The sequence below is a fragment of the Bacillus sp. S3 genome (assembly GCF_005154805.1).
In the GTDB taxonomy this organism is placed as follows: Bacteria; Bacillota; Bacilli; order Bacillales; family Cytobacillaceae; genus Neobacillus.
The window spans coordinates 3,284,655-3,309,287 of sequence record NZ_CP039727.1 but is presented as its reverse complement, the minus strand read 5'-3'; the positions used below and the strand labels follow the sequence as shown (position 1 = coordinate 3,309,287).

Sequence of the window (24,633 nt, the reverse complement as noted above, 5' to 3'; positions counted from 1 at the left end):
AGATGGGAATTGGGTGATAGGGACGATGTATATTATTGAAAATGCCAATATCCTTAAAGATAAAGAGCTTCACACACAGTCAATGTTAATAAATGAAGATCGAATAACTGCAATTAAAACAGGATTCAAACACTATCGACTAATGAAAATGAATGCTGAATCCTATATTATGACCCCGTCATATGTCCTTTTAAGTTCGGATATTCCGTTTCAAGGAACATTTCAAGATGTTAAGACCTTTTTAATTAATCATTTCTTGTTAAAGGGATGCACCACGCTGTTAACTTATACTGAAATATCCTACGAAAAAGAGCTTACTGAAAAAATCATGGAAGTGAAAACTGCATTAATAAGCAGCCCAGTCGATTTTATCATTGGTGTTAAAATCCCGGTACGGCTTATTACACCGTCTTTTATCAGAAGCTGTAAGAGGGAGAAGATTCCAGCTATCTTCGTGGATCTTCAGGAACAGGACGAATTAGAGGGTATTCCTTGGGGATGGATAAGGGAAGCAATGTTTCCATTTAACAGTCCATTTATTCCATTAATTTCTTGTCCGCAAAAGAAGGAAGCGAAGGTCATTCTGTCGAAATGGAATAATAACATGCATAAAGAAAAGATTCCTGCTTTATATGAGGAAGTTGTTGAAAAGGAGCCACTACCTATTCATGTCTTAAATAAAATCGGATTATACCCGCAAAAAGGGAGCCTAATGAACGGAACAGAATTAAGTTATAACCTTTATGTAAAGGGAAGAGAAATCAAGAATGTTGATGAATCAAGTTTATTTCATTATCATAGTGATAGACTAGTAGTTACTGTCCACAAAGGAAAGGTTGTCCGCTCTGGGAAACAGGTTTTATTTAAACCTGGATTTGGAGAACATGTTAAGGTGAGAACCCCATCTTATTTTTCAGTATAAATCAGGGGAACGTGAGGTATAAGCCAATGGATCGAGTGAATAAAATTATCTATATGTTAGAAAACGGCCAACATAATGAGGCCTTAAATGAATATAATGTTGTATTAAAAAATGGCAGCCATGAAGAAAAGTTTCTCCTTGGAGAAGAATTGTACCAATTTGGATTTTTAGATGAGGCAAAGACGCTAGTCGAAAATTTATTAGCAATTTACCCTGAAGAGGGCGAACTTCTTGTACTGCTGGGTGAAATATTAGTGGAGGCTGGGGAAGAAGAGGAAGCGATACTTGTCTTAGAAAAGATTTCGAAGCAGGATGTATATTTTGGACAATCATTATTGTTATTGGCGGATCTATATCAGGTTCAGGGTCTTTATGAAGTATGTGAAAGAAAGCTGCTGAAAGCTAAAGAATTATTACCAGATGAGGTCATTATCGATTTCGCATTGGGCGAGCTTTATAGTGAGAAAGGTGAAGTAATTAAGGCAATGAATGCTTTTGAAATAGTTTTAAGAGAAGAAAACGAGATAGCCGGCGTCAATATTCATGGGCGGATGGCTGACCTTTTAAGTGCTTCTGGAGCTTTTGAGGAGGCTCTTGCCTATTATGATAAAGCGCTGGATGAAAAGTTAGAGATTAACACGCTATTCGGTTATGCATTTACTGCTCTTCAGGCAGGATATAATCGGACAGCGATTGAAAAGTTTAATGAATTAAAAGAGCTTGACCCGGAATATCATTCACTGTATTTACATTTGGCAAAAGCGTATGAACGGGAAGAAGAGCTGGAAAACAGTTTACAGGCTATTAAAGAAGGTATTAAACAAGACGAATTTAACAAAGAATTATTTTTCTATGGTGGGAAAATGGCTTTAAAGCTTGGAAAAGTGGACGAAGCAGAACAAAATTTTCGTGAGGCACTTGCCTTGGACCCGGGCTTTATTGAAGCCGCGCTTACGTTAAATAAGCTTCTTTTTCAACATGAACGATTTGGGGATGTTATTGAGTTAATTTCCCAGCTTGATATTTTGGAAGAAGAAGAACCCCAGATTCTATGGGATACTGCACATGCTTATCAGAAACTCGAAGAATTTTCATACGCATTAGACAAATATGAAAATGCATATACTTTTTTTAAGAATAATGAAACCTTTTTACTGGATTACGGATATTTTCTAATTGAAGAAGGAAAAAACGACCGAGCCGCCGAAATTTTTAAACAGCTGCTAATTGAAGATCCAACAAACGTCGAGTATATCGATTTGCTCGAACGTTTAACAAATTAAAAGAATAAAAAAAGCTGATTATGCAGAGGAGGGAAACTATCATGGCAACCCCTGTTTCTGTCAACGAGAAGAAAGACTTTATTCGCTGGTTTTTAAATCATTATCAATTAAAGAGAAGAGAATGTGTATGGATACTCAATTATTTAATGAGCCACGATCAACTAATGGAAAAGGTTCATTTTGTTGAGCAAGCACAGTATTGTCCACGCGGTTTGATTATGTCAACGCATTGTGTGGATAAAGTACCATTTCGATTTTATAAAGAAAATGTCATGACAACTGATGCTGAAAAATCCTTTCATGATATTCGGCTGAATCGAGACGAAGATATTTTTATTCAACTTAATTTTCATGCCTCCAATCAGGCACACCAATATGCAGCTGTTCTTGAAGAAAATCCATTTGTTCCGAGACATTTACAAGTGAATGAAAAGGATGGAATTGTTGCAGAACAATTGTTACAACACAGTATTGAACGTTTTCAACGTGAAAAATTACTGCAATTAATTGATGAAGCTCTAGATCAACAAGATCGAAAAGCATTCCAGATGTTAACTGAAAAATTAAATAAACTTGCAGTTACTGAGAAAAAAGGGAGTTTGCGCTAAGCAGACTTCCTTTTTTCTGCCTATTTTACTTTACCTTTTCTTATTTTAGGAGATAATGATATTATTGAAGTAGTGAAAGAAAAAGGATTGGTGCATAAAATGAAGTGGATTCCTCAAGATATAGAGACATACTTAAAAGCTAAGGAGTATGTAGATACAGCAGTAGTACCATTATATTCGGTATCAGTCGGGGGTGAAATGAAACAATCAGCGGCAACGGCAGAATTTATCACACTATTAGCTAGTCATTTGGAAAGACAATTTACAGGAAGAATTTTATTATATCCTCCCTTTACATATCTGAAAAATGATAATAATGAAAAAATATTGAATGATTTATTGAAATGGGAGGAAAACATTGCGGAAGGTGAATTTAAACACATATTTTACATAACCTCTGAGCTTGATTGGCGCATGCATGAAGACAAGCTAGGAGGATCGTTAATTTGGTTGCCTTCACTTCCGCTTGAGCACATGAATGATTCTCAAAAAATGGAAATGATTGATAGCCAAGTTAAACAGCTTTTAAGTCTTTTTACCCAAAAATGGCATGAAAATGCATAAAACTCTTCAGAATATATGTTTTTAAAATAGTATGATATTGACCTTATTTGCAGATTGATATATCATTGTTATGTCCTAGTTTTATATGTGTTTAATAATTGTCCGTTGGACTTAAACTTGTGAATAGAGGGGGGGACAAGCATGAGTAAAGAGCGCGTTTCAAGACGACAATTTTTAAGCTACACTTTAACGGGTGTAGGAGGTTTTATGGCTGCAGGTATGTTAATGCCGATGGTCCGATTTGCTGTGGATCCTGTATTAAAGGCAGAAGCTGGCGGAGATTTTATTGCCACAAAGCAAAAGGTTGCTGATCTAACAGATGAACCGGTTCGTGTTGACTTTACCTATAAGCAAGTGGATGCCTGGTATGAGTCAGATGTAACGGAATCTGCTTGGGTTTATAAGGAAAAGGATAAGATTGTAGCCTTATCGCCTGTCTGTAAACATTTAGGCTGTACTGTTAACTGGAATTCTGACAAGGAGCACCCAGAACAATTCTTCTGTCCATGCCATTACGGGCGTTATACGAAGGATGGAACAAATGTTAAAGGTACACCGCCACTGGCACCGCTTGATGTATATCCATACAAAGAAAAAGATGGTTACCTTTACTTAGGAAAAGCGAAACCACGGAAGGAGGCGTAATCATTGTTAAACAAAATTTACGATTGGGTAGATGAACGTTTAGATATTACGCCTTTGTGGCGCGATATCGCAGACCATGAAGTACCGGAGCATGTTAACCCAGCGCATCATTTTTCGGCGTTTGTATACTGCTTTGGCGGTCTGACATTCTTTGTAACTGTTATTCAAATTCTTTCCGGCATGTTCTTAACCATGTACTATGTACCGGATATTAAAAATGCTTGGGAGTCAGTTTATTATCTTCAAAATGAAGTTGCTTTTGGACAAATTGTACGTGGTATGCATCACTGGGGTGCGAGTTTAGTACTTGTAATGATGTTTTTACATACATTACGCGTCTTTTTCCAAGGTGCTTATAAAAAGCCTCGTGAATTAAACTGGATTGTCGGAGTATTGATTTTCTTCGTCATGTTAGGATTAGGATTTACAGGTTATTTATTACCTTGGGACATGAAAGCGTTGTTTGCAACAAAGGTTGGTCTTCAAATCGCCGAGGCAACTCCATTCATTGGCAGCTATGTCAAGGTACTGCTTGCAGGTCACGAACATATTGTAGGTGCACAAACCTTAACTCGTTTCTTTGCTATCCACGTGTTCTTCTTACCGGCAGCGTTATTTGGATTAATGGCGGCACACTTCATTATGATTCGTAAACAAGGTATTTCCGGACCGCTATAAAAATCGGTTTTATTCTGTAATTTTTTCTAATCTTTACGGAAAAAGGAGGGGGATTGCTCAATGCATCGCGGTAAAGGTATGAAGTTCGTTGGTGACTCACGTGTTCCTGCACTTGAATCACGGAAGACGATGCTTCCAAAAGATTACTCAGAATATCCTGGTAAAACAGAGGCATTCTGGCCTAACTTCCTTTTGAAAGAATGGATGATAGGTGCCGTTTTTCTTGTCGGCTTTCTATGTTTAACAGTTGCACATCCGGCTCCGCTTGAAAGGATAGCGGATCCGACTGATACTGGCTATATTCCATTACCAGACTGGTATTTCTTGTTCTTGTATCAATTGCTAAAATATACTTATGCATCTGGTCCATTTACGGTTGTCGGAGCTATGATTATGCCGGGCCTAGCGTTTGGAGGCCTATTATTAGCACCGTTCCTAGATCGCGGACCGGAGCGTCGTGCTAGAAAGCGCCCGCTTGCGACAGCATTTATGCTATTAGCATTGGCTTCTATTGTATTTTTAACTTGGGAATCCGTTGCGACACATGACTGGGCTGCAGCTGAACGTCAAGGTAAAATCGTTGAAAAAGTCGAAATCGATAAAACGAATGAAGGATACAAAATTGCTAGTGATAATACCTGCGTAACTTGCCATGGCGATAGTTTTCAAGGTGGTGCTGGTGCTCCATCATTAGTGGGTATCGGTTTATCCGCAGAAGAAATTGCCAAGATTGCCAAAGAAGGTAAAGGCGGAATGCCTGCAGGTATCTTTAAAGGTGACGATGAGCAGCTTAAGAAGCTATCTGAGTTTATCGCAGGTCTTGGTAAATAAGAAACATAAAAAAGAAGCTGACGAAAGAATCGTCAGCTTTTTTATTCTAGTTAATTTTCTTACATAATGATGGAAAGAGGTGTGCCAATGCGCTCGATTTATCCTCTCTTAGCTAATCGGTCAGTTCTTAAACTTTTACTTCTTATTAATATTGCTGGAACTATTTATGGGTATTATTGGTATGGATGGCAGCTTAAAGAAACTCCGGCGATTTTTCTGCCTTTTGTACCTGATAGCCCAACTGCCAGCTTATTTTTTGTTTTTGTCCTTATTGCTTTTTTACTGCGGAAAAACTGGCCATTAATTGAAGCGCTCGCAATTGTTACACTTTTTAAATATGGAATTTGGGCCGTGGTCATGAACATTCTTGTGTATTTTGTTCAAGGTGAACTCGACTGGATCGGGTATATGTTAATTTTATCTCACTTTGCAATGGCTGTTCAGGGAATCCTATATGCACCATTTTACCGGTTTAAGTGGTGGCATTTAATAATAACAGCTATTTGGACACTTCATAATGATGTCATTGATTATGTTTTTTTTATGTTGCCAAGCTATCATATGCTTGATCGTTATACACCGCAAATTGGCTATTTTACCTTCTGGCTTTCGATTCTTTCATTAGCTATTGCTTATTATTTTGCAATTAGGTCAAAAAGGTTTAAACTAAAAATAAATAAGTGAAGATGGTCTAACCTTGTCCAACCCTACATACATTTTATTAGTAATGAAAGGGGGGACAAGGATTGAAAATCAGATGGTTATTTTTTTTAGCAATTATCATTATGCTCACTCCCATAACTGTAAATGCTGAACAGCAATCGCCAATGGAGAAGCTGGATGATATCTCCGATGAGGCTCTTCAAATGGTGAAGTTTCAACGATATGAAGATGCAAAAAAATTGCTTGATTATTTTTCAGACCAATTTACGAGCATTTCTGGGACAACCAAGCCCCTATCAATGGACGAGGTAAGAATTGTTCATACCTCGCATGATGAAGCGATGGAAGCAGCCGTAAGTCCCACTATGAAATATGAGGAAAGAATAAATAAACTAACAAAATTTCGTCTTGTTATTGATGCAATAGCGACTAGCCATCAGCCTTTATGGACAGAAATGGAAGAACAAATCATGACTGCCTTTCACCAAGCTAAAGATGCTGCAGCAAATGGTGATACCGCTCATTTTCATACAAACTTTAACACTTTTTTATCGTTATATAACGTTATTTATCCTAGTATGAAAATAGATGTACCTGTAGAAAATATTCAAAGACTAGATGCACGAATTGATTTTATTGATGAATATCGTTCCCAAATCGTTAATAATTCAAAAAGTCAAGAGGAGCTGAATGCACTTGACACGGATTTAAAAAATCTTTTTGCCAATATGGAAGAGGATGAAGCAGACCCTTCACTATGGTGGGTCATAATATCTACAGGAAGTATTATAATTATGACATTATCATATGTAGGCTGGAGAAAGTACCAGGGCGATAAAGAACCGAAGAAAAACCGGTCAAGAGACTTAAAGGATTGATGCGACTAATCGGCTATACTTGAGACCAATAACACCACGAGCTGATTTGGAGGGTCATTATGTATTACCTTATTTATTTTGCTATTATCGTGTTAATTCCCTTATGGGCGCAGATGAAGGTCAAAAATACGTTTACAAAGTATTCCAGGGTACCGACATCCCGCTATCGTACAGGTGCTGAAATTGCGAGGGAAATCTTAAATTCAAATGGCTTATTTAATGTTGGAGTTGAACAAGGACATGGGTTTTTAAGTGACCATTATGATCCTAGAAGTAAAACTGTCCGCCTTTCACCTGAAAATTATCTTGGGTCTTCAATTGCATCTGCGGCTGTTGCAGCGCATGAATGCGGACATGCCATTCAAGATGCGGAAGGTTATGCTTTCCTAAGGTTCCGACATCTGTTAGTTCCTGTGGCTAATTTTGGATCCAATGTTTCCTGGATTCTTATTATGATAGGAATCTTTGCTCATTTGAGCGGGATGCTGTTAATAGGAATTGTGTTTATGGCAGCAGCAGTTCTTTTTCAAATTATTACATTACCCGTTGAATTTAATGCATCAAGCCGGGCTATGGACCAAGTCGTATCTCTCGGGTTAATTGGTAATCAAGAAGAGAGGGAAGCCAGAAAAGTATTAAACGCAGCTGCCCTGACCTATGTTGCCGCAGCAGCGGTAGCCGTACTGGAATTATTAAGGCTTGTCCTAATCTTTACCGGAATGAATAGAAATAATGATTAAAAAATGCAATGTCCACATCTAGCGGACATTGCATTTTTTTTAGTCTGTAATCGGCATTTTATTTTCATCTAATGTAAAACCTTCGCCATGGACATCATGTACAACTGATACGGAAATAAATGCATGCGGGTCAACAGAGGTGATTATGTTTTTTAAACGGATTAATTCATTTTTAGCGACTACACAATATAAAACATCACGTTCATTTTTAGTATAGGATCCATATCCCCGCAGAGCAGTAACGCCCCGTTCCATTTCCTCCATAATTTTATTTGCAATTTGCTCATTATTTTCTGAAATGATCATCGCACCACGTGCAGAGTATGCCCCTTCCTGCATGAAATCAATCACTCTTGCACCCACGAAAACAGCTACAAGCGTATACATAGCTTGTTTGTAATTTAGGTATGTAAATAAAGAAAGGGCAATTACACATGCATCGAATAAAAACATCGTTTTGCCAATATTCCAGCCGGCATACTTTTGGACAAGCCGCGCGATGATATCGACTCCGCCTGTTGTTCCACCATATCGAAAAATTACCCCTAATCCAATACCAGTAAAAACACCGGCAAATAGGGCTGCTAAGGTTAAATCATGCTGCAGGGGCATATCAATTGTATTTCGCTGGAAAATCCATAAAAAAACCGAGACTCCGACAGTTCCAATGATGGTATACAAAAATGCATTGCGGCCCAACAGCTTCCAGCCAATAAAAAATAGCGGAATATTAAGGATTAAGTTCGTGTATGAGGGGTCCCAGTCAACCAGGAAATAAAATAGCAAGGTTATTCCTGTAAAGCCCCCTTCGGCTAACTTATTTTGCATATTAAAATTAACTAATCCGAACGACATAATAGCCGCACCTAAAAGGATAAATAATATGTTCTTTATTTTAAGACCTAATATCATAACTTTCCTCCTCTTCCATATATTTCTCTACTTCAGCGGTTTTTATTATAGCGAATTACTAGTGCTAGAGCAATGAGAAGTGGAAAAGAGTCTGATTGAAACGAAAACATTTGTAAATCGGCTATAATTTAGCTAACATAAAAAAGGAATATAATTAAATTTTGATTGATTTAGTAAGAGAGGTGGAAAGAATGACCAATAGAAAGACGATGCAGGATTTGCAACTGGAAGTAGATACATACATAAGTCAATTTAAAGAAGGTTATTTCAGTCCCCTTGCCATGCTTGCAAGACTCACCGAGGAGCTTGGGGAGTTAGCTAGGGAGGTAAATCATTATTATGGGGAGAAGCCGAAAAAATCCAGTGAAACTGAAAAAGCAATTGAAGAAGAACTTGGAGATGTGCTTTTCGTCCTTATATGTTTTGCCAATGCCTTAAACATTGATTTAGAAGAGGCACATAATTATGTTATGGCAAAATTTAATACTAGGGATAAAGATCGTTGGACAAGAATCGAAAAGGATATAATGGAGTGAAAAATATGGAAACTATTAATATTATCATTGCTGGACCCAGAGGCCGTATGGGCAGTGAAGCGGTAAAATTAGTAACAAACACAGAACATTTTAATTTGGTGGCTGCAGTAGATCACAAGTATAATGGAATGATGCTAAGCGATGTGGCTGGCTTTAACGAAATAGCCAATGTGCCAATTTATACAGATATTGAAAATTGTCTTCAAAACGTTGCAGCAGATGTATTAATTGACCTGACAACCCCTGAAGTAGGCATGTATCATGCCAAGACAGCGCTCGAATATAATGTCCGTCCGGTTGTTGGAACCACTGGCTTTTCTCAGCAAGATTTAGAGGAGTTACAGCGTATTTGTGATGAAAAAGAGTTAGGTTGTATAATTGCACCGAACTTTGCTATTGGTGCCGTCTTAATGATGAAGTTCTCACAATTGGCTGCTAAATATTTTCAAGATGTTGAAATTATCGAAATGCATCATGACCAAAAGCTTGATGCCCCTTCAGGGACAGCAGTTAAAACAGCAGAAATGATATCTGCTGAAAGAGAAATGAAAAAGCAGGGTCATCCAAATGAAAAAGAAACATTAGAAGGCGCAAGGGGAGCTGACTATAATGGAATGCGTATTCATTCTGTCCGCTTGCCAGGACTCGTCGCCCATCAACAGGTTTTATTTGGAGCTGATGGACAGACATTAACCATTCGGCACGATTCCTATCATCGCGGATCCTTTATGTCCGGTGTCAAGGTTGCCGTTGAGACAGTCATGAAGCAAAATACATTTGTTTACGGACTTGAAAATATTTTAGGTTAGGGGCTAGTTTTATGAATATCGCATTAATTGCACACGATCAAAAGAAAGACGACTTAGTCCAATTTGTTACAGCCTACCAGGCAATATTTGCCAAGCATACTCTTTTCGCAACAGGAACAACTGGTTTGCGTATAAATGAAGCAACCGGATTACCGGTAACGCGTTTTAAATCAGGTCCACTTGGGGGAGATCAGGAAATTGGTGCTTTGATCGCTAAAAATCAGATGGACGCAATTTTCTTCTTTCGCGACCCTTTAACAGCGCAGCCCCATGAACCGGATGTAACAGCTCTCGTAAGACTTTGTGATGTATATTCGATTCCGCTTGCGACCAATATGGGTACGGCCGAATTACTAATAAGGGGTCTTGAGTTGGGTTTATTGGAATGGAGAAATGTCGTCCACGAGAATGGTGAAGGAAATGGAAAATAACCACTTAGACATACTGGCATTTGGTGCCCACGCGGACGATGTGGAAATCGGTATGGCGGGAACAATTGCAAAATTGGCGTCAATGGGAAAGCGAATTGGCATTTGCGATTTAACAGATGCTGATCTTTCCTCAAATGGTAATCCCAGCCTAAGGAAAGAGGAAGCTGCCCGGGCGGCTGAAATTTTAGCAGTACCATTGCGCACCTCACTGGGTTTTCCGGATAGAGGGTTACTTTTGAATGAAGCATACATAAACAAGATTGCTGGTGTTATTCGGAGATTCAAGCCACAAGTGGTGTTTGCTCCGTATTTCGACGACCGTCATCCCGATCACGGAAATTGTGCTCGTTTGGTAGAGGAAGCGGTTTTCTCTGCAGGCATCAAAAAGTATAGAACAGATAAATGGAACGAGCCTCATCGCGTTATAAGAACCTATTTTTATATGATTAATGGCTTTCATAAGCCTGACTTTACCATTGATATTTCAGCATTTATCGATAGAAAGCTAGCGGCTTTACGTGCTTACAAAAGCCAATTTGAGTTAACAGACCAAAGTATCGATACACCGCTGGTAAACGGTTATATTGAAACAGTGGAGGCAAGGGAAAGAATGTTTGGAAAAATGGTTGGAGTAACCTATGCCGAAGGCTTTAAAACGAAGGTTCCCCTTCTTTTGAAGGATGATTTGATAGGAGATTAGTGATGCGGAAACTAAAAATAGGGATTACTTGTTATCCAACTGTGGGGGGTTCAGGTGTTGTTGCAACGGAACTCGGGAAAATGCTTGCTGAAAAGGGGCATGAAATTCATTTCATCTCATCGAGCCTCCCTTTTCGATTAAATAAAATGTACCATAACATTTATTATCATCAGGTTGAAGTGAATCAATATTCGGTTTTTCAATACGCACCTTATGACATTGCATTAGCCAGTAAAATGGCAGAGGTAGCGAATCGGGAAAAATTAGATATTTTGCATGTACATTATGCCATACCACATGCGGTTTGTGCGATCTTAGCAAAGCAAATGTCAAACAGAAATTTTAAAATTGTCACAACCCTACATGGAACGGATATTACAGTATTAGGCTACGATCCATCGTTAACAGATGCAATTAAATTTGGTATTGAAAAATCAGATGCAGTAACAGCTGTTTCCAATGCACTAGTTAATCAAACATATGAGCTCATCAATCCGGATAAACAAATCGAAACGGTTTATAATTTTATTGATGAACGAATTTATCATAAAAGTGCTGCGGCATCTTTAAAAACGCAATTGCAGATTAAAGAAGAAGAAAAGGTCATTATCCATGTCTCTAATTTTCGCGCCGTTAAGCGGGTACAAGATGTGGTGAAAACCTTTGCCAAAATTTCAGCCGTCATGCCGGCAAAATTACTGCTGGTTGGGGACGGACCTGAGATGACAATCGTTTGTAAACTTGTCAGGAAACTTTCGATCGAGGACCAGGTTATTTTCCTTGGCAAACAAGAAAATCTCGAGGAACTGTATTCTATCAGTGATTTAATGCTGTTATTGTCTGAAAAAGAAAGTTTTGGCCTTGTTGCACTCGAGGCAATGGCTTGCGGAGTTCCTTGTATAGGGACCAATGTTGGAGGTATACCGGAAGTGATTCAACATGGCGAAACCGGATATTTATGTAAGGTTGCTGACGTCGAGGATATAGCGGGAAAGGCCATTTCGCTTTTAAATGATCGCAAGCTCCATCATCAATTTTCAAGTCACTCTATACATATCGTAAAAACAAAATTTAAGGCTGAAAAAATCCTCGAACAATATGAGCAGCTTTATTTTAAGCTGTTGAATTAAGGTGAATGAAATGAAGGAACCATTTTTATCTGCGATTCCCGTCTTAGAAAAATTAGAGGATGCAGGATATGAGGCTTATTTTGTAGGCGGCTCGGTAAGAGATTATCTCCTGCATAAGCCAATTAGTGATGTAGACATTGCCACATCAGCTACACCCGAAGAAGTAAAAGAAATTTTTCAGAAAACAGTTGATATTGGTATTGAACATGGAACGGTTCTCGTGTTGTTCAATCATCAATCATATGAAATTACCACCTTTAGGACGGAAGGGGACTATCAGGACTACCGAAGACCAAAAGAGGTCTCATTTATTCGTAATCTGAACGAAGACTTACAACGCAGGGATTTTACGATGAACGCGATGGCGATGGATCGAAATGGTATGCTCATAGACCCTTATAACGGGCAAGCAGCCATTAAGAACAAAGTAATCCAGACGGTTGGTTCTGCAAATGACCGTTTTCAGGAAGATGCATTAAGAATGATGAGGGCGGTCCGGTTTGTCAGTCAGCTATCTTTCTCAATCGAAGATGAAACACTTCGGGCATTAAAACGGCTTGCCTCCTTGCTTAATAATATTGCTGTTGAGCGGAAGAGAGTGGAGTTTGAAAAGCTCCTTGTTGGAAAAGATTGTAACAATGCGATTAAGATTTTACTTGATACAAATTTATTTTCCTTTTTACCGGGTTTAGCTAATCAGAAAAAACAGCTTGCTCAATTGACGGGCCTTGAATCTAAGGGGCTAAATAAAAAAGAAATGTGGGTATTACTTCTTTATTGTTTAGAATGGAAGGGAAAATCAATTGAGCCGTTCTTACGAGAGTGGCGTCTGCCTGTAAAAGAAATAAGAGAAATTCAGCAAATATTGGATTTTGCCGGTAAAAGGCTTGAACATGAATGGTCCGTTTATGATTTATATGCTGCCGGAAATGACACCATTCTCTCTACTGAAAAGCTTTTCAACGTAATAAAAGGGTCAAAAGAAATTGAAACAGTTCAACACTGGTTGGATGTATATGAACAACTCCCGATTAAGAAGCGTTCTGACATGGCTGTAACAGGCGGTGACCTAATGAACTGGTTTAATCAAAACGGGGGTCCATGGTTGAAAGAGACTCTCCTGAAAATAGAGCAAGCAATTGTAGATAACCAAGTAGTAAATGACAAGCAGAAGATTAAGGAGTGGCTATTGACGTGCAGTCAGAAATAAGAAAGAAGCTGCTAGATGCCTTTACAGATGCTGGCGAGTCCTTTTTATCAGGCCAACATCTAGCTGAACTAATTGGCTGCTCAAGGACGGCAGTTTGGAAGCATATTGAAGAATTAAGAAAAGACGGCTTTGAATTAGAGGCAGTTAGAAATAAAGGATATCGGATTGTAAAAACTCCCGAAAGAATAACAGCGGACGAAATTCGGCTGGGCTTAACAACTGACTTTATCGGCAGGAACATCCATTATGAAGAAAGTGTAGAAACTACACAAAAAATTGCTCATCAGTTCGCGAATGATGACGCGCCGGAAGGAACCGTTATTATTGCTGAAGAACAACGTTCCGGGAAGGGAAGAATGAACCGGGAATGGCATTCTCCTAAATATACAGGAATTTGGATGAGTCTTATTCTTAGACCAAACATTCCCCTCATTAAAACTCCCCAGCTGACGCTTTTAACAGCGGTTGCCATTGTTCAGGCAATGGAGGAGGAGACCGGTTTGCAGCCTGAGATAAAATGGCCTAACGATATCTTATTGTCCGGCAAAAAAGTGACTGGAATCTTAACAGAACTACAAGCGGAAGCTGATCGCATTCATTCGATTATTATTGGGATCGGAATTAATGTGAACCAAGCCAAAGAGGATTTCCCAAGTGAGCTGCAAGAAAAGGCAAGTTCGCTATCAATTGAAAAAGGCGAGCTAATTTCCCGAGCAGGATTAATCAGAAGTATTTTCAAGTATTTTGAAAAATTATATTTACTTTATTTAGGACAGGGTTTTTATCCAATTAAGCTGCTATGGGAAGGCTATGCTGTCAGTATCGGAAAAATCCTAAGAGCAAGAACATTAACAAATGTCATCGAGGGAAAAGCACTGGGGATAACCGATGATGGAGTATTAAAATTGGAGGATGAAACTGGTTTCGTTCACCATATTTATTCTGCCGATATTGAGGTTTAATCCATGCTTGCGCTTTACTTATACAATGTAATATAATTTCCTTGGGCAGTATCTTCCTAGAACTGCACCTTTCTGTGAACCAAACTCATAATTAAAAAGGTTTCTGCCTAGATCCGTATAACGGACCGGGACAGAGGGATGGAACATGCAAAAGAGTAACAAAGATCCTCTGCCTTCAGAAGGATCTTTTTATTTGTTTGCTGGCAGGTTTTGTCACCTCTCCCCTATTTTAAGGAGGGAAAAATGATGAAGCAAACAACAGATTTCTTGAAAATGAAGAAAAATAAGGAAAAAATCGTCATGTTAACGGCTTATGATTTTCCGTCTGCTAAGCAGGCTGAACAAGGCGGAGTGGATGTCATTTTAGTTGGGGATTCTTTAGGTATGGTTGTACTTGGCTACGACTCTACTATTCCTGTAACAATGGATGATATGATCCATCATACAAAAGCGGTTAAACGTGGAGCAAAAGATACATTTATCGTAGCTGATCTGCCGTTTTTAACCTATCATTTATCGATCAGAGATACCTTAATAAATGCCGGAAGACTTCTTCAAGAAGCTGGAGCCCATGCTGTTAAACTTGAAGGTGCAGATGAGGTCGTTGAGAAGATCGCCGCCCTCACAAATGCAGGGATCCCGGTTTGTGGTCATTTAGGACTGACACCACAATCAGTTGGAGTATTGGGCGGTTATAAAGTTCAAGGGAAAGATGCGGCCAAAGCTCAAAAGTTGATTGAAGATGCCAAAGAAATAGAGGAAGCAGGGGCATTTGCAATTGTGTTGGAATGTGTACCAAAGCAGCTTGCAGAAAAAGTCTCAAAATCAATCTCGATTCCTGTGATTGGAATCGGGGCAGGACTGAATGTAGATGGTCAGGTTCTGGTCTATCATGATATATTAGGATACGGTGTTGAACGGGTACCTAAATTTGTGAAGCAATACCATTCGGTCAATCCCTTTATGGTTGAATCGATAGTAGCGTATACGTCTGATGTGAAAAATAAGCAATTCCCGGAAGAGAAGCACTCTTTTACAATGAAGGAAGATGAACTGAAGGTACTATATGGAGGTATACAATGAAGATTATTACCGCCATCAAGAACATGCGCTCGGAAATAATGAGAGAAAAAGCTTCGGGGAAATCGGTTGGCTATGTCCCCACAATGGGATTTCTTCATGAGGGTCATTTGACATTAATAAAGCAAGCAAGGCAGGAAAATGACATTGTCGTCTTAAGTATTTTTGTCAATCCGTTGCAGTTCGGACCCAATGAGGATTATTTAACATATCCGCGTGATTTTGAACGTGACCAAGCCTTGGCGGAAGCAGAAAAGATAGATTATATCTTTTTTCCTTCAGTCGAGGAAATGTATCCACATGGACCTTCAGTAAAGGCAGTTGTCCAAAAACGAACCGATGTATTATGCGGCGAGTCGCGCCCCGGCCATTTTGACGGGGTGGCAACAGTCCTCACAAAACTATTTAATATCATATCGCCTACCAAGGCTTATTTTGGTAAGAAGGATGCCCAGCAAGTAGCAGTCGTGGATGGATTAATTTCTGATTTCAATTTTCCCATCGAATTAGTGGCTGTTGACATTGTTCGTGAAGCGGACGGGCTTGCAAAAAGTTCGCGCAATGTAAATTTGCTTCCGGACGAAAGACTTCAAGCGGCAGTTCTATTTAGAAGCCTGCAAACAGCAAGCAAGGCAATTGATCAGGGTGAACGGAATCCAAAAGGACTAATGAACATGATCAGGGAAATGATCACGACTGAAACTAAAGCGAAAATTGATTATGTTGAAATTCTATCCTATCCACAATTAAAACCAATGGAAAAATTAGATGGAACCATTATCATTGCACTTGCTGTAAATTTTTCTAAGGTTCGCTTAATAGACAATGTTATTATTCAGATCGATTAGACAAAGATAGGGCAACTAGGGGGAATACTTTTTGTTTCGTACTATGATGAATGGAAAAATCCACCGGGCAACTGTGACGGAGGCTAATTTAAACTATGTTGGCAGTATTACGATAGATGAAGATATTCTAGATGCTGTAGGGATGGCGGCAAATGAGAAGGTGCAAATTGTTAACAATAATAATGGCGCCCGTCTGGAAACATACATCATTCCCGGTGAAAGAGGGGGCGGTGTTATATGTTTAAATGGTGCAGCAGCCCGCCTTGTCCAGGTAGGCGACATCGTCATCATTATTTCTTATGCACTTGTTCCGGAAGAAAAAATCCAGTCGCACACACCAAAAGTAGCCATTATGGATGAATATAACCGAATAAAGGAACTAATCAATCATGAACCGGCACTAACTATTATGTAGAGAAATCCCCAATTAATGGGGTTTTTTTTACGTGTTTTAATTTTACATTTGATAATGGTAGAATTTGAAACAATATAAGTTTATTTTCTTTTACTTTTTTAAGACTTTTGTGATACCGTTTAAGGAATGAAGGTTTGGGGTGTTAATAAAATGTTAAATAAATTTGTTGTCATTGATTTGGAAACGACAGGTAACCTCCCAAAAAAAGGTGATAAGATTATTCAATTTGCGGCTGTAGTGGTAGAAAACGGACAAATCACGGAAAAGTTTTCGTCACTCATCAATCCTCAAAAGTCGATTCCAGCATTTATTGAAGAATTAACCGGGATAAATGATGAAATGGTAAAGGGCGCACCTTTGTTTTCTGAAATTACTAAGAAGGTAACAGCGTTGCTGGCTGATGCTTATTTTGTTGCCCATAATGTAATATTTGACCTATCTTTTCTTCAGGAAGAATTAATCCAGGCTGGTTGTGAAGGTTTTTTTGGTCCTGTTTTAGATACAGTGGAAATGGCTCGAATTCTCTATCCCACAGCGGACGGCTATAAGCTTACTGACTTGGCTGAGAAGGAGAAGCTGAATCATGACCGGCCGCACCAAGCAGATAGTGATGCACAGGTAACGGCTGAATTATTTTTGATTCTGCTAAAACGGTTTTCTTTATTGCCGCATCTTACAATCAGGCAGCTATCCCATTTATCCGGAGGGTTAAAAAGTGATCTGCAGCAACTTTTAGATGAAATGATCGACATGATGAGCAATAAGCAGGAGAAATTACCAGAGTCAATTGAAATATATAATGAGATTGCATTAAAGAAGAGTTCTATTGAAAGTCAAAAAGCGCCAGAGAAAATGGATGTACAATATCCTTCGAGCGCAGAAGACAAAATTGCGCTCATTAAAAACGGTTTTCAATTCTTTGAAAAGCGGTCTGGTCAATTTCAGATGATGGATGCAGTCTACGAATCATTTCAAAATCAAAGGCATGCCTTAATCGAAGCTGGAACAGGAGTTGGTAAATCGCTTGGATATCTCCTACCAATTGCCTGCTTTTCAAAGCAGCACCATCTTCCCATTATCGTGAGCACACATACCATTCAGCTGCAGGAACAAATTTTAAAAAACGAAATTCCGCTTTTAATTAAAATTCTTCCTTTTAAGATACGATCTGTTCTTCTAAAGGGAAGGAATCATTATTTAAGTTTAGCAAAGTTTCATCAGACGCTGATGGATGAAACCGATAATTATGATACGACTTTAACCAAAATGCAAATCCTCGTTTGGCTGACTGAAACGGAAACTGGTGATAAAGATGAATTAAATCTTTCAAGCGGCGGCCTGATTTATTGGAATAAGATTAAGGATGAACCAACTGTTTTTTTACAAAATAACAGCTGGAAAGACCAAGATTTTTATTTAAGAGCAAAAAGCAACGCACAAGCTGCCGATATTATTATTACTAATCATTCGTTATTGTTAAGTGATCTTAAAGGTGAAGGATCCATATTACCTGAAACGAGTTATGTTGTGATTGATGAAGGTCATCACCTTGAAAAAGTGGCGAGCCACTTTTTTGGCCATTCATTGGATTATTTATCTACTCGGATGCTTATCGGTCAATTTGGAATTTATGAACAAAAACAGCTCTTTTATGAATTAGAGAAGATTCTATCATCCATTCCTAAAAAAGGAACGAAACATATTTCACCATCTAAATTAAATCAAATGGTGATGGACATTACCTATGAAATGGATGAATTCTTTAAATTAATTGCTCTTTTCGCAAAAACGAAGCTTCCAAACAAAAAGGGAATGAAACGAATTAAAGTGAGATTTAATCAAACTGATCGTGGGAAGGAAAAAGATGGGCTCGTTCATAGTGCCGAAAGATTTGCCTTTTTACTTAAAGATTTACACGCAGCTATCATCGAACGCCTAGAATGGGTTCAAAAAGGAAAGCAATCATTTACGAGTACGGCTGAAAGTAAAATGGAAGAAATTAATACATTCGTTAATGACCTTGCTGAACTGCGAAATACAGTAATTAACTGTTTTATTAAAGAATCACAGGATGTTAAATGGATTGAAATGGATACACGGTCACCGCAAAATATAACAACGTTTATCGCCCAGCCAGCATTTGTGGCTGAACAGCTGAAAGAGAAATTTTTTCAGAAGAAAAAGGCAGTTGTGCTGACTTCTGCAACGTTATCTGTTAATCAATCGTTTCATTATATCATGCAGGAACTTGGACTTGATCCAATTTCAACGAATCAGATGACAATCCCTTCACCGTTCCAATACAAAGATCAGGTACAGCTTCTCATTCCCGAAGACTTGCCGGAAATAAATACTGTGTCTATGGACGAGTACGTGATTGCGATTACAGAACATATTATCACGATTGCGGAGGCAACAAAAGGAAGAATGCTAATCCTTTTCACTGCTTATGATATGCTGAAGAAAACGCATGAGTTGATTAAGGAAAGTGGATTTTTAAATGAGTATGTTCTTATTGCTCAAGGAATTACAAGTGGCAGCCGCACAAGGCTGACAAGGAATTTTCAACGTTATGATAAGGCTATTCTACTGGGAACCAGCAGTTTCTGGGAAGGTGTGGATATTCCCGGTGAGGACTTATCATGTCTTATCATTGTAAGGCTCCCATTTAGCCCTCCGGACGAGCCGTTGACAGAAGCGAAATGTCAATTGATCGTAAAGCAAGGAGGCAATGCATTTAGCGAATATTCGCTCCCGGAAGCCATTCTTCGCTTTAAACAAGGATTTGGCCGATTAATTCGGACAGAAAATGACCGCGGCATCATATTTGTCTTTGATAAAAGAATTGTGACTACCAAATATGGTAAATCCTTTTTACAATCAATCCCAACAATCCCAGTGAAAAAGGGAAAGATTATTGAATTAGTAGAGCATATTCAAACTTGGTTATGATAAAATTTGGAAAATCACACATACTAGTACTATTTAGGAGGTATGTGTGTATGAGAATATTGCTTATTATTTTGGCTGTATTTATTCCAAGCGGCCTGTATGCAAAGGCTGAAACAACTATCTCTAGTCAAGTTGAGGGTATTGATTTAAATATAAAGGAACACCAGGCTGCTGTAACATTTTTGGGTCTCTCGGCAGGTGAAGCCACACTTATTCAAGGCTCAAATGGTGAAAATATATTGGTTAATTTTGGCGGAAAAGGGACAAAGGCGGAATTAGAAGGATGGCTTTCACTTTATAATGTAAAAGAAATTTCCACCCTAATCCTAACAAATGATGGGCACGAACTATCTTTTAATAAAATAAACGACTTTATAGAGAAATATAAAATAAAGAAAATTATCACCACTCCAGAAATTTCAGCATTGCTGACAGAGAATTTAGATCAATCCAATCAAATTTCCGTCATGACTTGGGGAATGGGGGATCAAAAAGAAATACTTCCTGAGATGACTGCTGTAGTACAATTCATCGGAAATCATCAACATGAAGGAATGGATTTAATGTTGAACTTTTTCGAGCATAACATTTTTTTAATGACTTCTACTAGTCAGCGTGCAGAGCAAAGTCTCTTAAAAAAGGATCTTAAGGACGTCAATGTGTTTAAAATTCCTAATAGTAAATTGGAAAACCCTATATCGGATGAATTAATTCAAAATCTTAATCCGCAGATCTCAATCCTTTTTACAGCTGAAGAGCATCACCCGAATCCGAATATTCTTCATGATCTGCATGGTATATGGTCTGAGGTGTATTCGACAAAAAAACATGGAACCATCTCAATAAAATTTACTGATTCAAACTATGAAGTCATTACCATCCCGGTAGAGGAGAAAGAATAATTGCTAGTATGTTTATGAAAAAATTTTAGTAAAGAATCGCAACACATTGTGACTTATCCTGTTATAATAATGAAATAGATTCTTCAAAATCATTGTTATGACAGAAAGAAGGAGAAATATGGATGGAGAGTAAAATCGAGGTTTTATCAACGGTTAAAATTCAATACAGCTCAGATTTATATAAAATTGTTGATGCCCTTAATCGTACATTAAAACAAAAGGATCTTATGTTTGGACTAGCCCTTGACCAAGAAGATCAAAGTAAAGCAATATTTACCATATATCGTACATAAAGAAGTGAAGCAATGAAAAAGTGGATTATTTCAAGCGTAATCGTTTTAATCGTGATTTTAGGGATAGCAATAAAAATATATTTTTCTTCAGTAGAACCAGTTAAAGCTGCGGAAAAAAAGTCGATTGAGTTGGCAAAAAATAAGGTCCAATTTAGTGAGGTACAGGATTTTCATATATATAATGGGCTCGAGACAGTATACGTGATTGAAGGAAAAAATAAACAAGGCGAACAAGTAATCGTTTGGATCCCTGAAAAGAGTAAGAAAGTATTTGTCAAAAAGGCGAAAAAGGGATTATCAAAAGAAAAAGCTGTTCAAAAACTTTTGCAAGAAAAAAATCCGAAAAAAATTGTTTCAGTTCGGTTAGGAATGGAGAAAAATATTCCATTATGGGAAATCTACTATCGTTCTGAAAATAATTTAATAAATTATTATTATGTTCACTTTGAAACAGGTGAATGGCTAAAAAAAATTGAAAATCTATAGGATCGTTGGAGAATGGAGGAAGAGGAATGGCAGTGAGACTAGCAAACCGGGTGATGGCACTTACACCTTCAACAACATTAGCCATTACAGCAAAAGCAAATGAATTAAAGGCACAAGGGGAAAATGTCATTGGTTTAGGAGCAGGAGAACCTGATTTTAATACGCCGCAGTATATTTTAGATGCGGCCACACAATCAATGAATGCAGGACATACAAAGTATACTCCTTCCGCAGGATTACCGGCATTAAAACAGGCGATTATCAAGAAGTTTGAACAAGATCAAGGCTTAACCTACAAACTAAATGAAATCATTGTTGGAAATGGCGCTAAACACGTTCTTTATACACTTTTTCAAGTTCTCTTAAATGATGGGGATGAGGTTATTATTCCGACTCCTTATTGGGTAAGCTATCCCGAACAAGTCAAATTAGCAGGCGGTATTCCTGTCTATATCGAAGGGCAGGAACAAAATCAATTTAAAGTTTCACCTGAACAATTAAAACAGGCAATTACCTCTAAGACAAAAGCGGTAATAATCAATTCCCCGAGTAATCCGACAGGGGTCTTGTATACGGCAGAGGAACTTTTAGAATTGGGCAAAATATGTCTTGAAAAAGATATTCTTATTGTTTCAGACGAGATTTATGAAAAACTTGTTTATTTTGGTGCAAAGCATGTCTCTATTGCGGAACTTTCACCAGAACTTAAGGAACAAACGATTGTCATAAATGGCGTTTCCAAATCACATTCCATGACTGGTTGGAGAATTGGCTATGCTGCCGGAAATAAACAGCTTGTGGAGGCAATGACGAACCTTGCCAGCCATAGTACATCAAATCCAACAACAACAGCCCAATATGCAGCAATTGCCGCATACAACGGCCCCCAGGAGCCAGTTGAAGAAATGCGTCTTGCATTTGAAAATAGATTGGAAATCATTTATGATAAATTGGTTGCCATTCCCGGATTCACTTGTGTCAAGCCGCAAGGAGCTTTTTATTTATACCCAAATGTAAAACAGGCGGCTGAAATGACAGGATTTAAGCAAGTGGATGATTTTGTAGAGGCCTTACTTGTTAAGGCAAAGGTAGCGGTAATTCCCGGCTCCGGATTTGGAACACCGGATAACATTCGTCTTTCCTACGCAACATCCCTTGAGAATTTAGAGGAAGCAGTTTCAAGGATTCACCAGTTTGTAAAATCAAAGGTCCAAGGGAAATTTGTTCAATAATAATTTCCATTGATAAACATACAAAAAGTCTGCGTTGCAGGCTTTTTGCATGTTTATTTCCAATAATGGATACCTATTATCCCTTACTCGAATAGTTTGTTCGTGTTATACTAACTAGGAGGTGTCCAAGTAATGAAATCAACTATTTATGCATGGCTGCAGGAAGGGAATATTTCTATTCCTTCTTTATTATTTTCGGAATATCGAAATCTTAATTTAAACGAGACTGAACTTGTTCTTTTATTAAATATTATTACCTTCATCGAAAAAGGAAACGAATTTCCTACCCCCGAAGAGCTTTCTTCACGGATGACGATTTCAATATCTGATTGTAATGAAATGTTAAGAAGACTAATTCAAAGAGGATTTATTGAAATTATTGATCAATACTCCAGTGAAGGAATTCGTTTTGAGAATTATTCAGTAAAACCCTTGTGGGAAAAACTCATTGATCAATTTATGAAAAATAGTAAAGTTTCAAAGGAAGTCGAGAAAAAATCTGAAGAAACGGATTTATATACTTGTTTTGAGAAAGAATTTGGCCGTCCGTTATCTCCATTTGAATGTGAATCCCTTGGGATGTGGATGGATGATGATCATCATGATCCAATCATCATAAAAGCTGCTCTCCGTGAAGCTGTAATGTCTGGAAAACTAAACTTTCGTTATATTGATAGGATTCTATTCGAATGGAAGAAAAATGGCATTAAAACCATTGAACAAGCGAAAAACCATGGCCGTAAGTTTCGACAAAAACAAACGGCAAAAGGACCCGTCAAGGATGAATCACATCAGCCGGCCGTCCCTTTCTATAACTGGTTGGAGCAATAAACAGAGCATAACGAGAGAAAACTTCTCTCGTTTTATTTCATATAATAGCAGGTGATATGTTTGCTGAATAATACACAAATCCGTTATTGTTTAGATGAGATGGGAAGGATGTTTCCGGAAGCTCATTGTGAGTTAACCCATTCGAATCCATTCGAATTGGTTATCGCTGTTTCTCTATCCGCCCAATGTACCGACGCACTAGTAAATAAAGTGACGAAGGAATTGTTTAATAAATATAAAACACCGGAAGATTATCTTAAGGTTCCGCTTGAGGAACTTCAAAATGATATTCGTTCTATAGGACTATACCGGAATAAAGCAAAGAATATCCAGAGCTTATGCCGAATGATTCTTGAGGAATATGACGGGGAACTCCCAATGGATCGTGATGAGCTGACGAAGCTTCCTGGGGTAGGCAGAAAAACGGCGAATGTCGTTGTGTCCGTTGCCTTTAACATTCCTGCAATTGCTGTTGATACCCATGTTGAACGAGTAAGTAAGCGGCTTGCGATCTGCCGTTGGAAGGATTCTGTATTAGAAGTTGAAAAAACATTAATGAGGAAGGTGCCTAAAGAGGATTGGTCAGTGACCCACCACCGCTTAATCTTTTTTGGCCGCTATCATTGTAAAGCGCAAAATCCCCAGTGTCCAAGCTGTCCATTACTCGAGCTTTGCAGAGAAGGGAAAAAACGGATGAAGGGGAAGGTCACTGTCAATGGATAATCTAGCAGAGGCAGTATCTAGTGTATTGAAAGAATGGGAACAGATGAAGGCAAGACTTGACCAATTATTCCGTGAACGAGATCAGAAAAACGCAAATGATTTAATGAAAAAAGGAATTACCTTATTCATTCAATTTTTACATTACACAAATGTTGAAACTTCAATACCCAATCGTTCACTCGACTTTGATCAGTTATCATTTAAGCCGGTGAATATTCGCGAAAGACTAGGCTTTATCATGGCAAGGCCAGGATTATATCATTCATACCGACAGCTTTCTGAGCTGATGGTTGAACTGGAAAAGCTATATGCAAAGAAAAATATAAAAAACAAGTCTAGGCCAAAAGCCTAGACTTGTTTTTTTGACTG

General features: G+C 38.3%; 29 protein-coding genes. 28 read left to right on the top strand and 1 reads right to left on the bottom strand.

Features of this window, described 5'->3' with window-relative positions:
* The first annotated feature begins 25 nt into the window (after nt 1–25).
* The 10 genes from FAY30_RS15950 to FAY30_RS15905 all read left to right on the top strand — a co-directional run bounded on the left by FAY30_RS15950 (nt 26) and on the right by FAY30_RS15905 (nt 7,812).
* Nucleotides 26–922, top strand: coding sequence for a hypothetical protein (locus tag FAY30_RS15950; RefSeq protein WP_149870793.1), 897 nt, complete (start codon nt 26–28; stop codon nt 920–922).
* A 26-nt stretch (nt 923–948) separates the two neighbouring features.
* Nucleotides 949–2,205 (top strand): tetratricopeptide repeat protein, encoded by a 1,257-nt coding sequence (locus FAY30_RS15945; RefSeq protein ID WP_149870792.1) that lies wholly within the window; start codon nt 949–951, stop codon nt 2,203–2,205.
* 41 nt (nt 2,206–2,246) lie between these two features.
* On the top strand, nt 2,247–2,813 hold the full coding sequence (locus FAY30_RS15940; RefSeq protein WP_149870791.1) for a ReoY family proteolytic degradation factor: 567 nt from the start codon (nt 2,247–2,249) through the stop codon (nt 2,811–2,813).
* 72 nt (nt 2,814–2,885) lie between these two features.
* Nucleotides 2,886–3,377, top strand: a complete 492-nt coding sequence (locus FAY30_RS15935) for a YpiF family protein (protein ID WP_317845666.1) — start codon at nt 2,886–2,888, stop codon at nt 3,375–3,377.
* Nucleotides 3,378–3,518: 141 nt separating this feature from the next.
* On the top strand, nt 3,519–4,022 hold the full coding sequence (locus FAY30_RS15930; RefSeq protein ID WP_149870790.1) for a QcrA and Rieske domain-containing protein: 504 nt from the start codon (nt 3,519–3,521) through the stop codon (nt 4,020–4,022).
* Between the two features lie 3 nt (nt 4,023–4,025).
* Nucleotides 4,026–4,700 carry a menaquinol-cytochrome c reductase cytochrome b subunit gene (qcrB, locus tag FAY30_RS15925; protein ID WP_149870789.1) on the top strand — a complete coding sequence of 225 codons (675 nt, stop codon included), beginning with the start codon at nt 4,026–4,028 and terminating at the stop codon, nt 4,698–4,700.
* 60 nt (nt 4,701–4,760) lie between these two features.
* A complete protein-coding gene (locus tag FAY30_RS15920) occupies nt 4,761–5,531 on the top strand; it encodes a menaquinol-cytochrome c reductase cytochrome b/c subunit (protein ID WP_149870788.1) in 771 nt (256 codons plus the stop codon).
* Nucleotides 5,532–5,618: 87 nt separating this feature from the next.
* Entirely contained in the window at nt 5,619–6,215 is a 597-nt protein-coding gene (locus FAY30_RS15915; protein ID WP_149872743.1) for a lipoprotein heptaprenylglyceryl N-acetyltransferase LhaT, read from the top strand.
* A 62-nt stretch (nt 6,216–6,277) separates the two neighbouring features.
* On the top strand, nt 6,278–7,072 hold the full coding sequence (gene ypjB / locus FAY30_RS15910; RefSeq protein WP_149870787.1) for a sporulation protein YpjB: 795 nt from the start codon (nt 6,278–6,280) through the stop codon (nt 7,070–7,072).
* A 59-nt stretch (nt 7,073–7,131) separates the two neighbouring features.
* The gene (locus tag FAY30_RS15905; RefSeq protein WP_190284671.1) at nt 7,132–7,812 is read left to right on the top strand and encodes a zinc metallopeptidase; all 681 of its coding nucleotides are present in this window, start codon (nt 7,132–7,134) and stop codon (nt 7,810–7,812) included.
* Nucleotides 7,813–7,851: 39 nt separating this feature from the next.
* On the opposite strand, the gene FAY30_RS15900 is transcribed toward FAY30_RS15905, so the two are convergent.
* A complete protein-coding gene (locus tag FAY30_RS15900; RefSeq protein WP_149870785.1) occupies nt 7,852–8,724 on the bottom strand; it encodes a YitT family protein in 873 nt (290 codons plus the stop codon).
* A 191-nt stretch (nt 8,725–8,915) separates the two neighbouring features.
* On the opposite strand from FAY30_RS15900, the gene FAY30_RS15895 reads away from it, so the two are divergent.
* From FAY30_RS15895 to FAY30_RS15810, 18 genes are all read left to right on the top strand, one after another.
* On the top strand, nt 8,916–9,260 hold the full coding sequence (locus tag FAY30_RS15895; RefSeq protein ID WP_149870784.1) for a nucleotide pyrophosphohydrolase: 345 nt from the start codon (nt 8,916–8,918) through the stop codon (nt 9,258–9,260).
* 5 nt (nt 9,261–9,265) lie between these two features.
* The gene (dapB, locus tag FAY30_RS15890) at nt 9,266–10,069 is read left to right on the top strand and encodes a 4-hydroxy-tetrahydrodipicolinate reductase (RefSeq protein ID WP_149870783.1); all 804 of its coding nucleotides are present in this window, start codon (nt 9,266–9,268) and stop codon (nt 10,067–10,069) included.
* 11 nt (nt 10,070–10,080) lie between these two features.
* Nucleotides 10,081–10,500, top strand: coding sequence for a methylglyoxal synthase (mgsA, locus tag FAY30_RS15885; RefSeq protein WP_149870782.1), 420 nt, complete (start codon nt 10,081–10,083; stop codon nt 10,498–10,500).
* Nucleotides 10,490–11,200 (top strand): bacillithiol biosynthesis deacetylase BshB1, encoded by a 711-nt coding sequence (bshB1, locus tag FAY30_RS15880; RefSeq protein WP_149870781.1) that lies wholly within the window; start codon nt 10,490–10,492, stop codon nt 11,198–11,200. Before mgsA ends, bshB1 begins: the two co-directional genes overlap by 11 nt.
* Nucleotides 11,201–11,202: 2 nt before the next feature.
* Nucleotides 11,203–12,330, top strand: coding sequence for an N-acetyl-alpha-D-glucosaminyl L-malate synthase BshA (bshA, locus tag FAY30_RS15875; RefSeq protein WP_190284670.1), 1,128 nt, complete (start codon nt 11,203–11,205; stop codon nt 12,328–12,330).
* Between the two features lie 10 nt (nt 12,331–12,340).
* Nucleotides 12,341–13,540 carry a CCA tRNA nucleotidyltransferase gene (locus tag FAY30_RS15870; protein WP_149870779.1) on the top strand — a complete coding sequence of 400 codons (1,200 nt, stop codon included), beginning with the start codon at nt 12,341–12,343 and terminating at the stop codon, nt 13,538–13,540.
* Complete coding sequence (locus FAY30_RS15865; RefSeq protein ID WP_149870778.1) at nt 13,525–14,502, top strand: biotin--[acetyl-CoA-carboxylase] ligase; 978 nt, start codon at nt 13,525–13,527, stop codon at nt 14,500–14,502. The genes FAY30_RS15870 and FAY30_RS15865 overlap by 16 nt, the downstream gene beginning before the upstream one ends.
* A 246-nt stretch (nt 14,503–14,748) precedes the next feature.
* Nucleotides 14,749–15,585: a 3-methyl-2-oxobutanoate hydroxymethyltransferase gene (gene panB / locus FAY30_RS15860; RefSeq protein ID WP_149870777.1), complete on the top strand. Its 837-nt coding sequence runs from the start codon at nt 14,749–14,751 to the stop codon at nt 15,583–15,585.
* Nucleotides 15,582–16,430 carry a pantoate--beta-alanine ligase gene (panC, locus tag FAY30_RS15855; protein WP_149870776.1) on the top strand — a complete coding sequence of 283 codons (849 nt, stop codon included), beginning with the start codon at nt 15,582–15,584 and terminating at the stop codon, nt 16,428–16,430. Before panB ends, panC begins: the two co-directional genes overlap by 4 nt.
* Before the next feature lie 31 nt (nt 16,431–16,461).
* Entirely contained in the window at nt 16,462–16,845 is a 384-nt protein-coding gene (panD, locus tag FAY30_RS15850; RefSeq protein ID WP_149870775.1) for an aspartate 1-decarboxylase, read from the top strand.
* A gap of 150 nt (nt 16,846–16,995) precedes the next feature.
* Nucleotides 16,996–19,797 carry an ATP-dependent DNA helicase DinG gene (dinG, locus tag FAY30_RS15845; RefSeq protein WP_149870774.1) on the top strand — a complete coding sequence of 934 codons (2,802 nt, stop codon included), beginning with the start codon at nt 16,996–16,998 and terminating at the stop codon, nt 19,795–19,797.
* A gap of 50 nt (nt 19,798–19,847) precedes the next feature.
* Nucleotides 19,848–20,699, top strand: coding sequence for a ComEC/Rec2 family competence protein (locus FAY30_RS15840; protein WP_149870773.1), 852 nt, complete (start codon nt 19,848–19,850; stop codon nt 20,697–20,699).
* A 122-nt stretch (nt 20,700–20,821) separates the two neighbouring features.
* Complete coding sequence (locus FAY30_RS15835) at nt 20,822–20,992, top strand: YpmA family protein (RefSeq protein ID WP_149870772.1); 171 nt, start codon at nt 20,822–20,824, stop codon at nt 20,990–20,992.
* Nucleotides 20,993–21,004: 12 nt separating this feature from the next.
* On the top strand, nt 21,005–21,478 hold the full coding sequence (locus FAY30_RS15830) for a cell wall elongation regulator TseB-like domain-containing protein (protein ID WP_149870771.1): 474 nt from the start codon (nt 21,005–21,007) through the stop codon (nt 21,476–21,478).
* 32 nt (nt 21,479–21,510) lie between these two features.
* Nucleotides 21,511–22,710: a pyridoxal phosphate-dependent aminotransferase gene (locus FAY30_RS15825; RefSeq protein ID WP_149872742.1), complete on the top strand. Its 1,200-nt coding sequence runs from the start codon at nt 21,511–21,513 to the stop codon at nt 22,708–22,710.
* Between the two features lie 132 nt (nt 22,711–22,842).
* Nucleotides 22,843–23,541 carry a DnaD domain-containing protein gene (locus FAY30_RS15820; protein WP_149870770.1) on the top strand — a complete coding sequence of 233 codons (699 nt, stop codon included), beginning with the start codon at nt 22,843–22,845 and terminating at the stop codon, nt 23,539–23,541.
* Nucleotides 23,542–23,601: 60 nt separating this feature from the next.
* On the top strand, nt 23,602–24,264 hold the full coding sequence (nth, locus tag FAY30_RS15815; RefSeq protein ID WP_149870769.1) for an endonuclease III: 663 nt from the start codon (nt 23,602–23,604) through the stop codon (nt 24,262–24,264).
* Entirely contained in the window at nt 24,257–24,616 is a 360-nt protein-coding gene (locus tag FAY30_RS15810) for a YpoC family protein (RefSeq protein ID WP_149870768.1), read from the top strand. Before nth ends, FAY30_RS15810 begins: the two co-directional genes overlap by 8 nt.
* Nucleotides 24,617–24,633 lie beyond the last annotated feature (17 nt).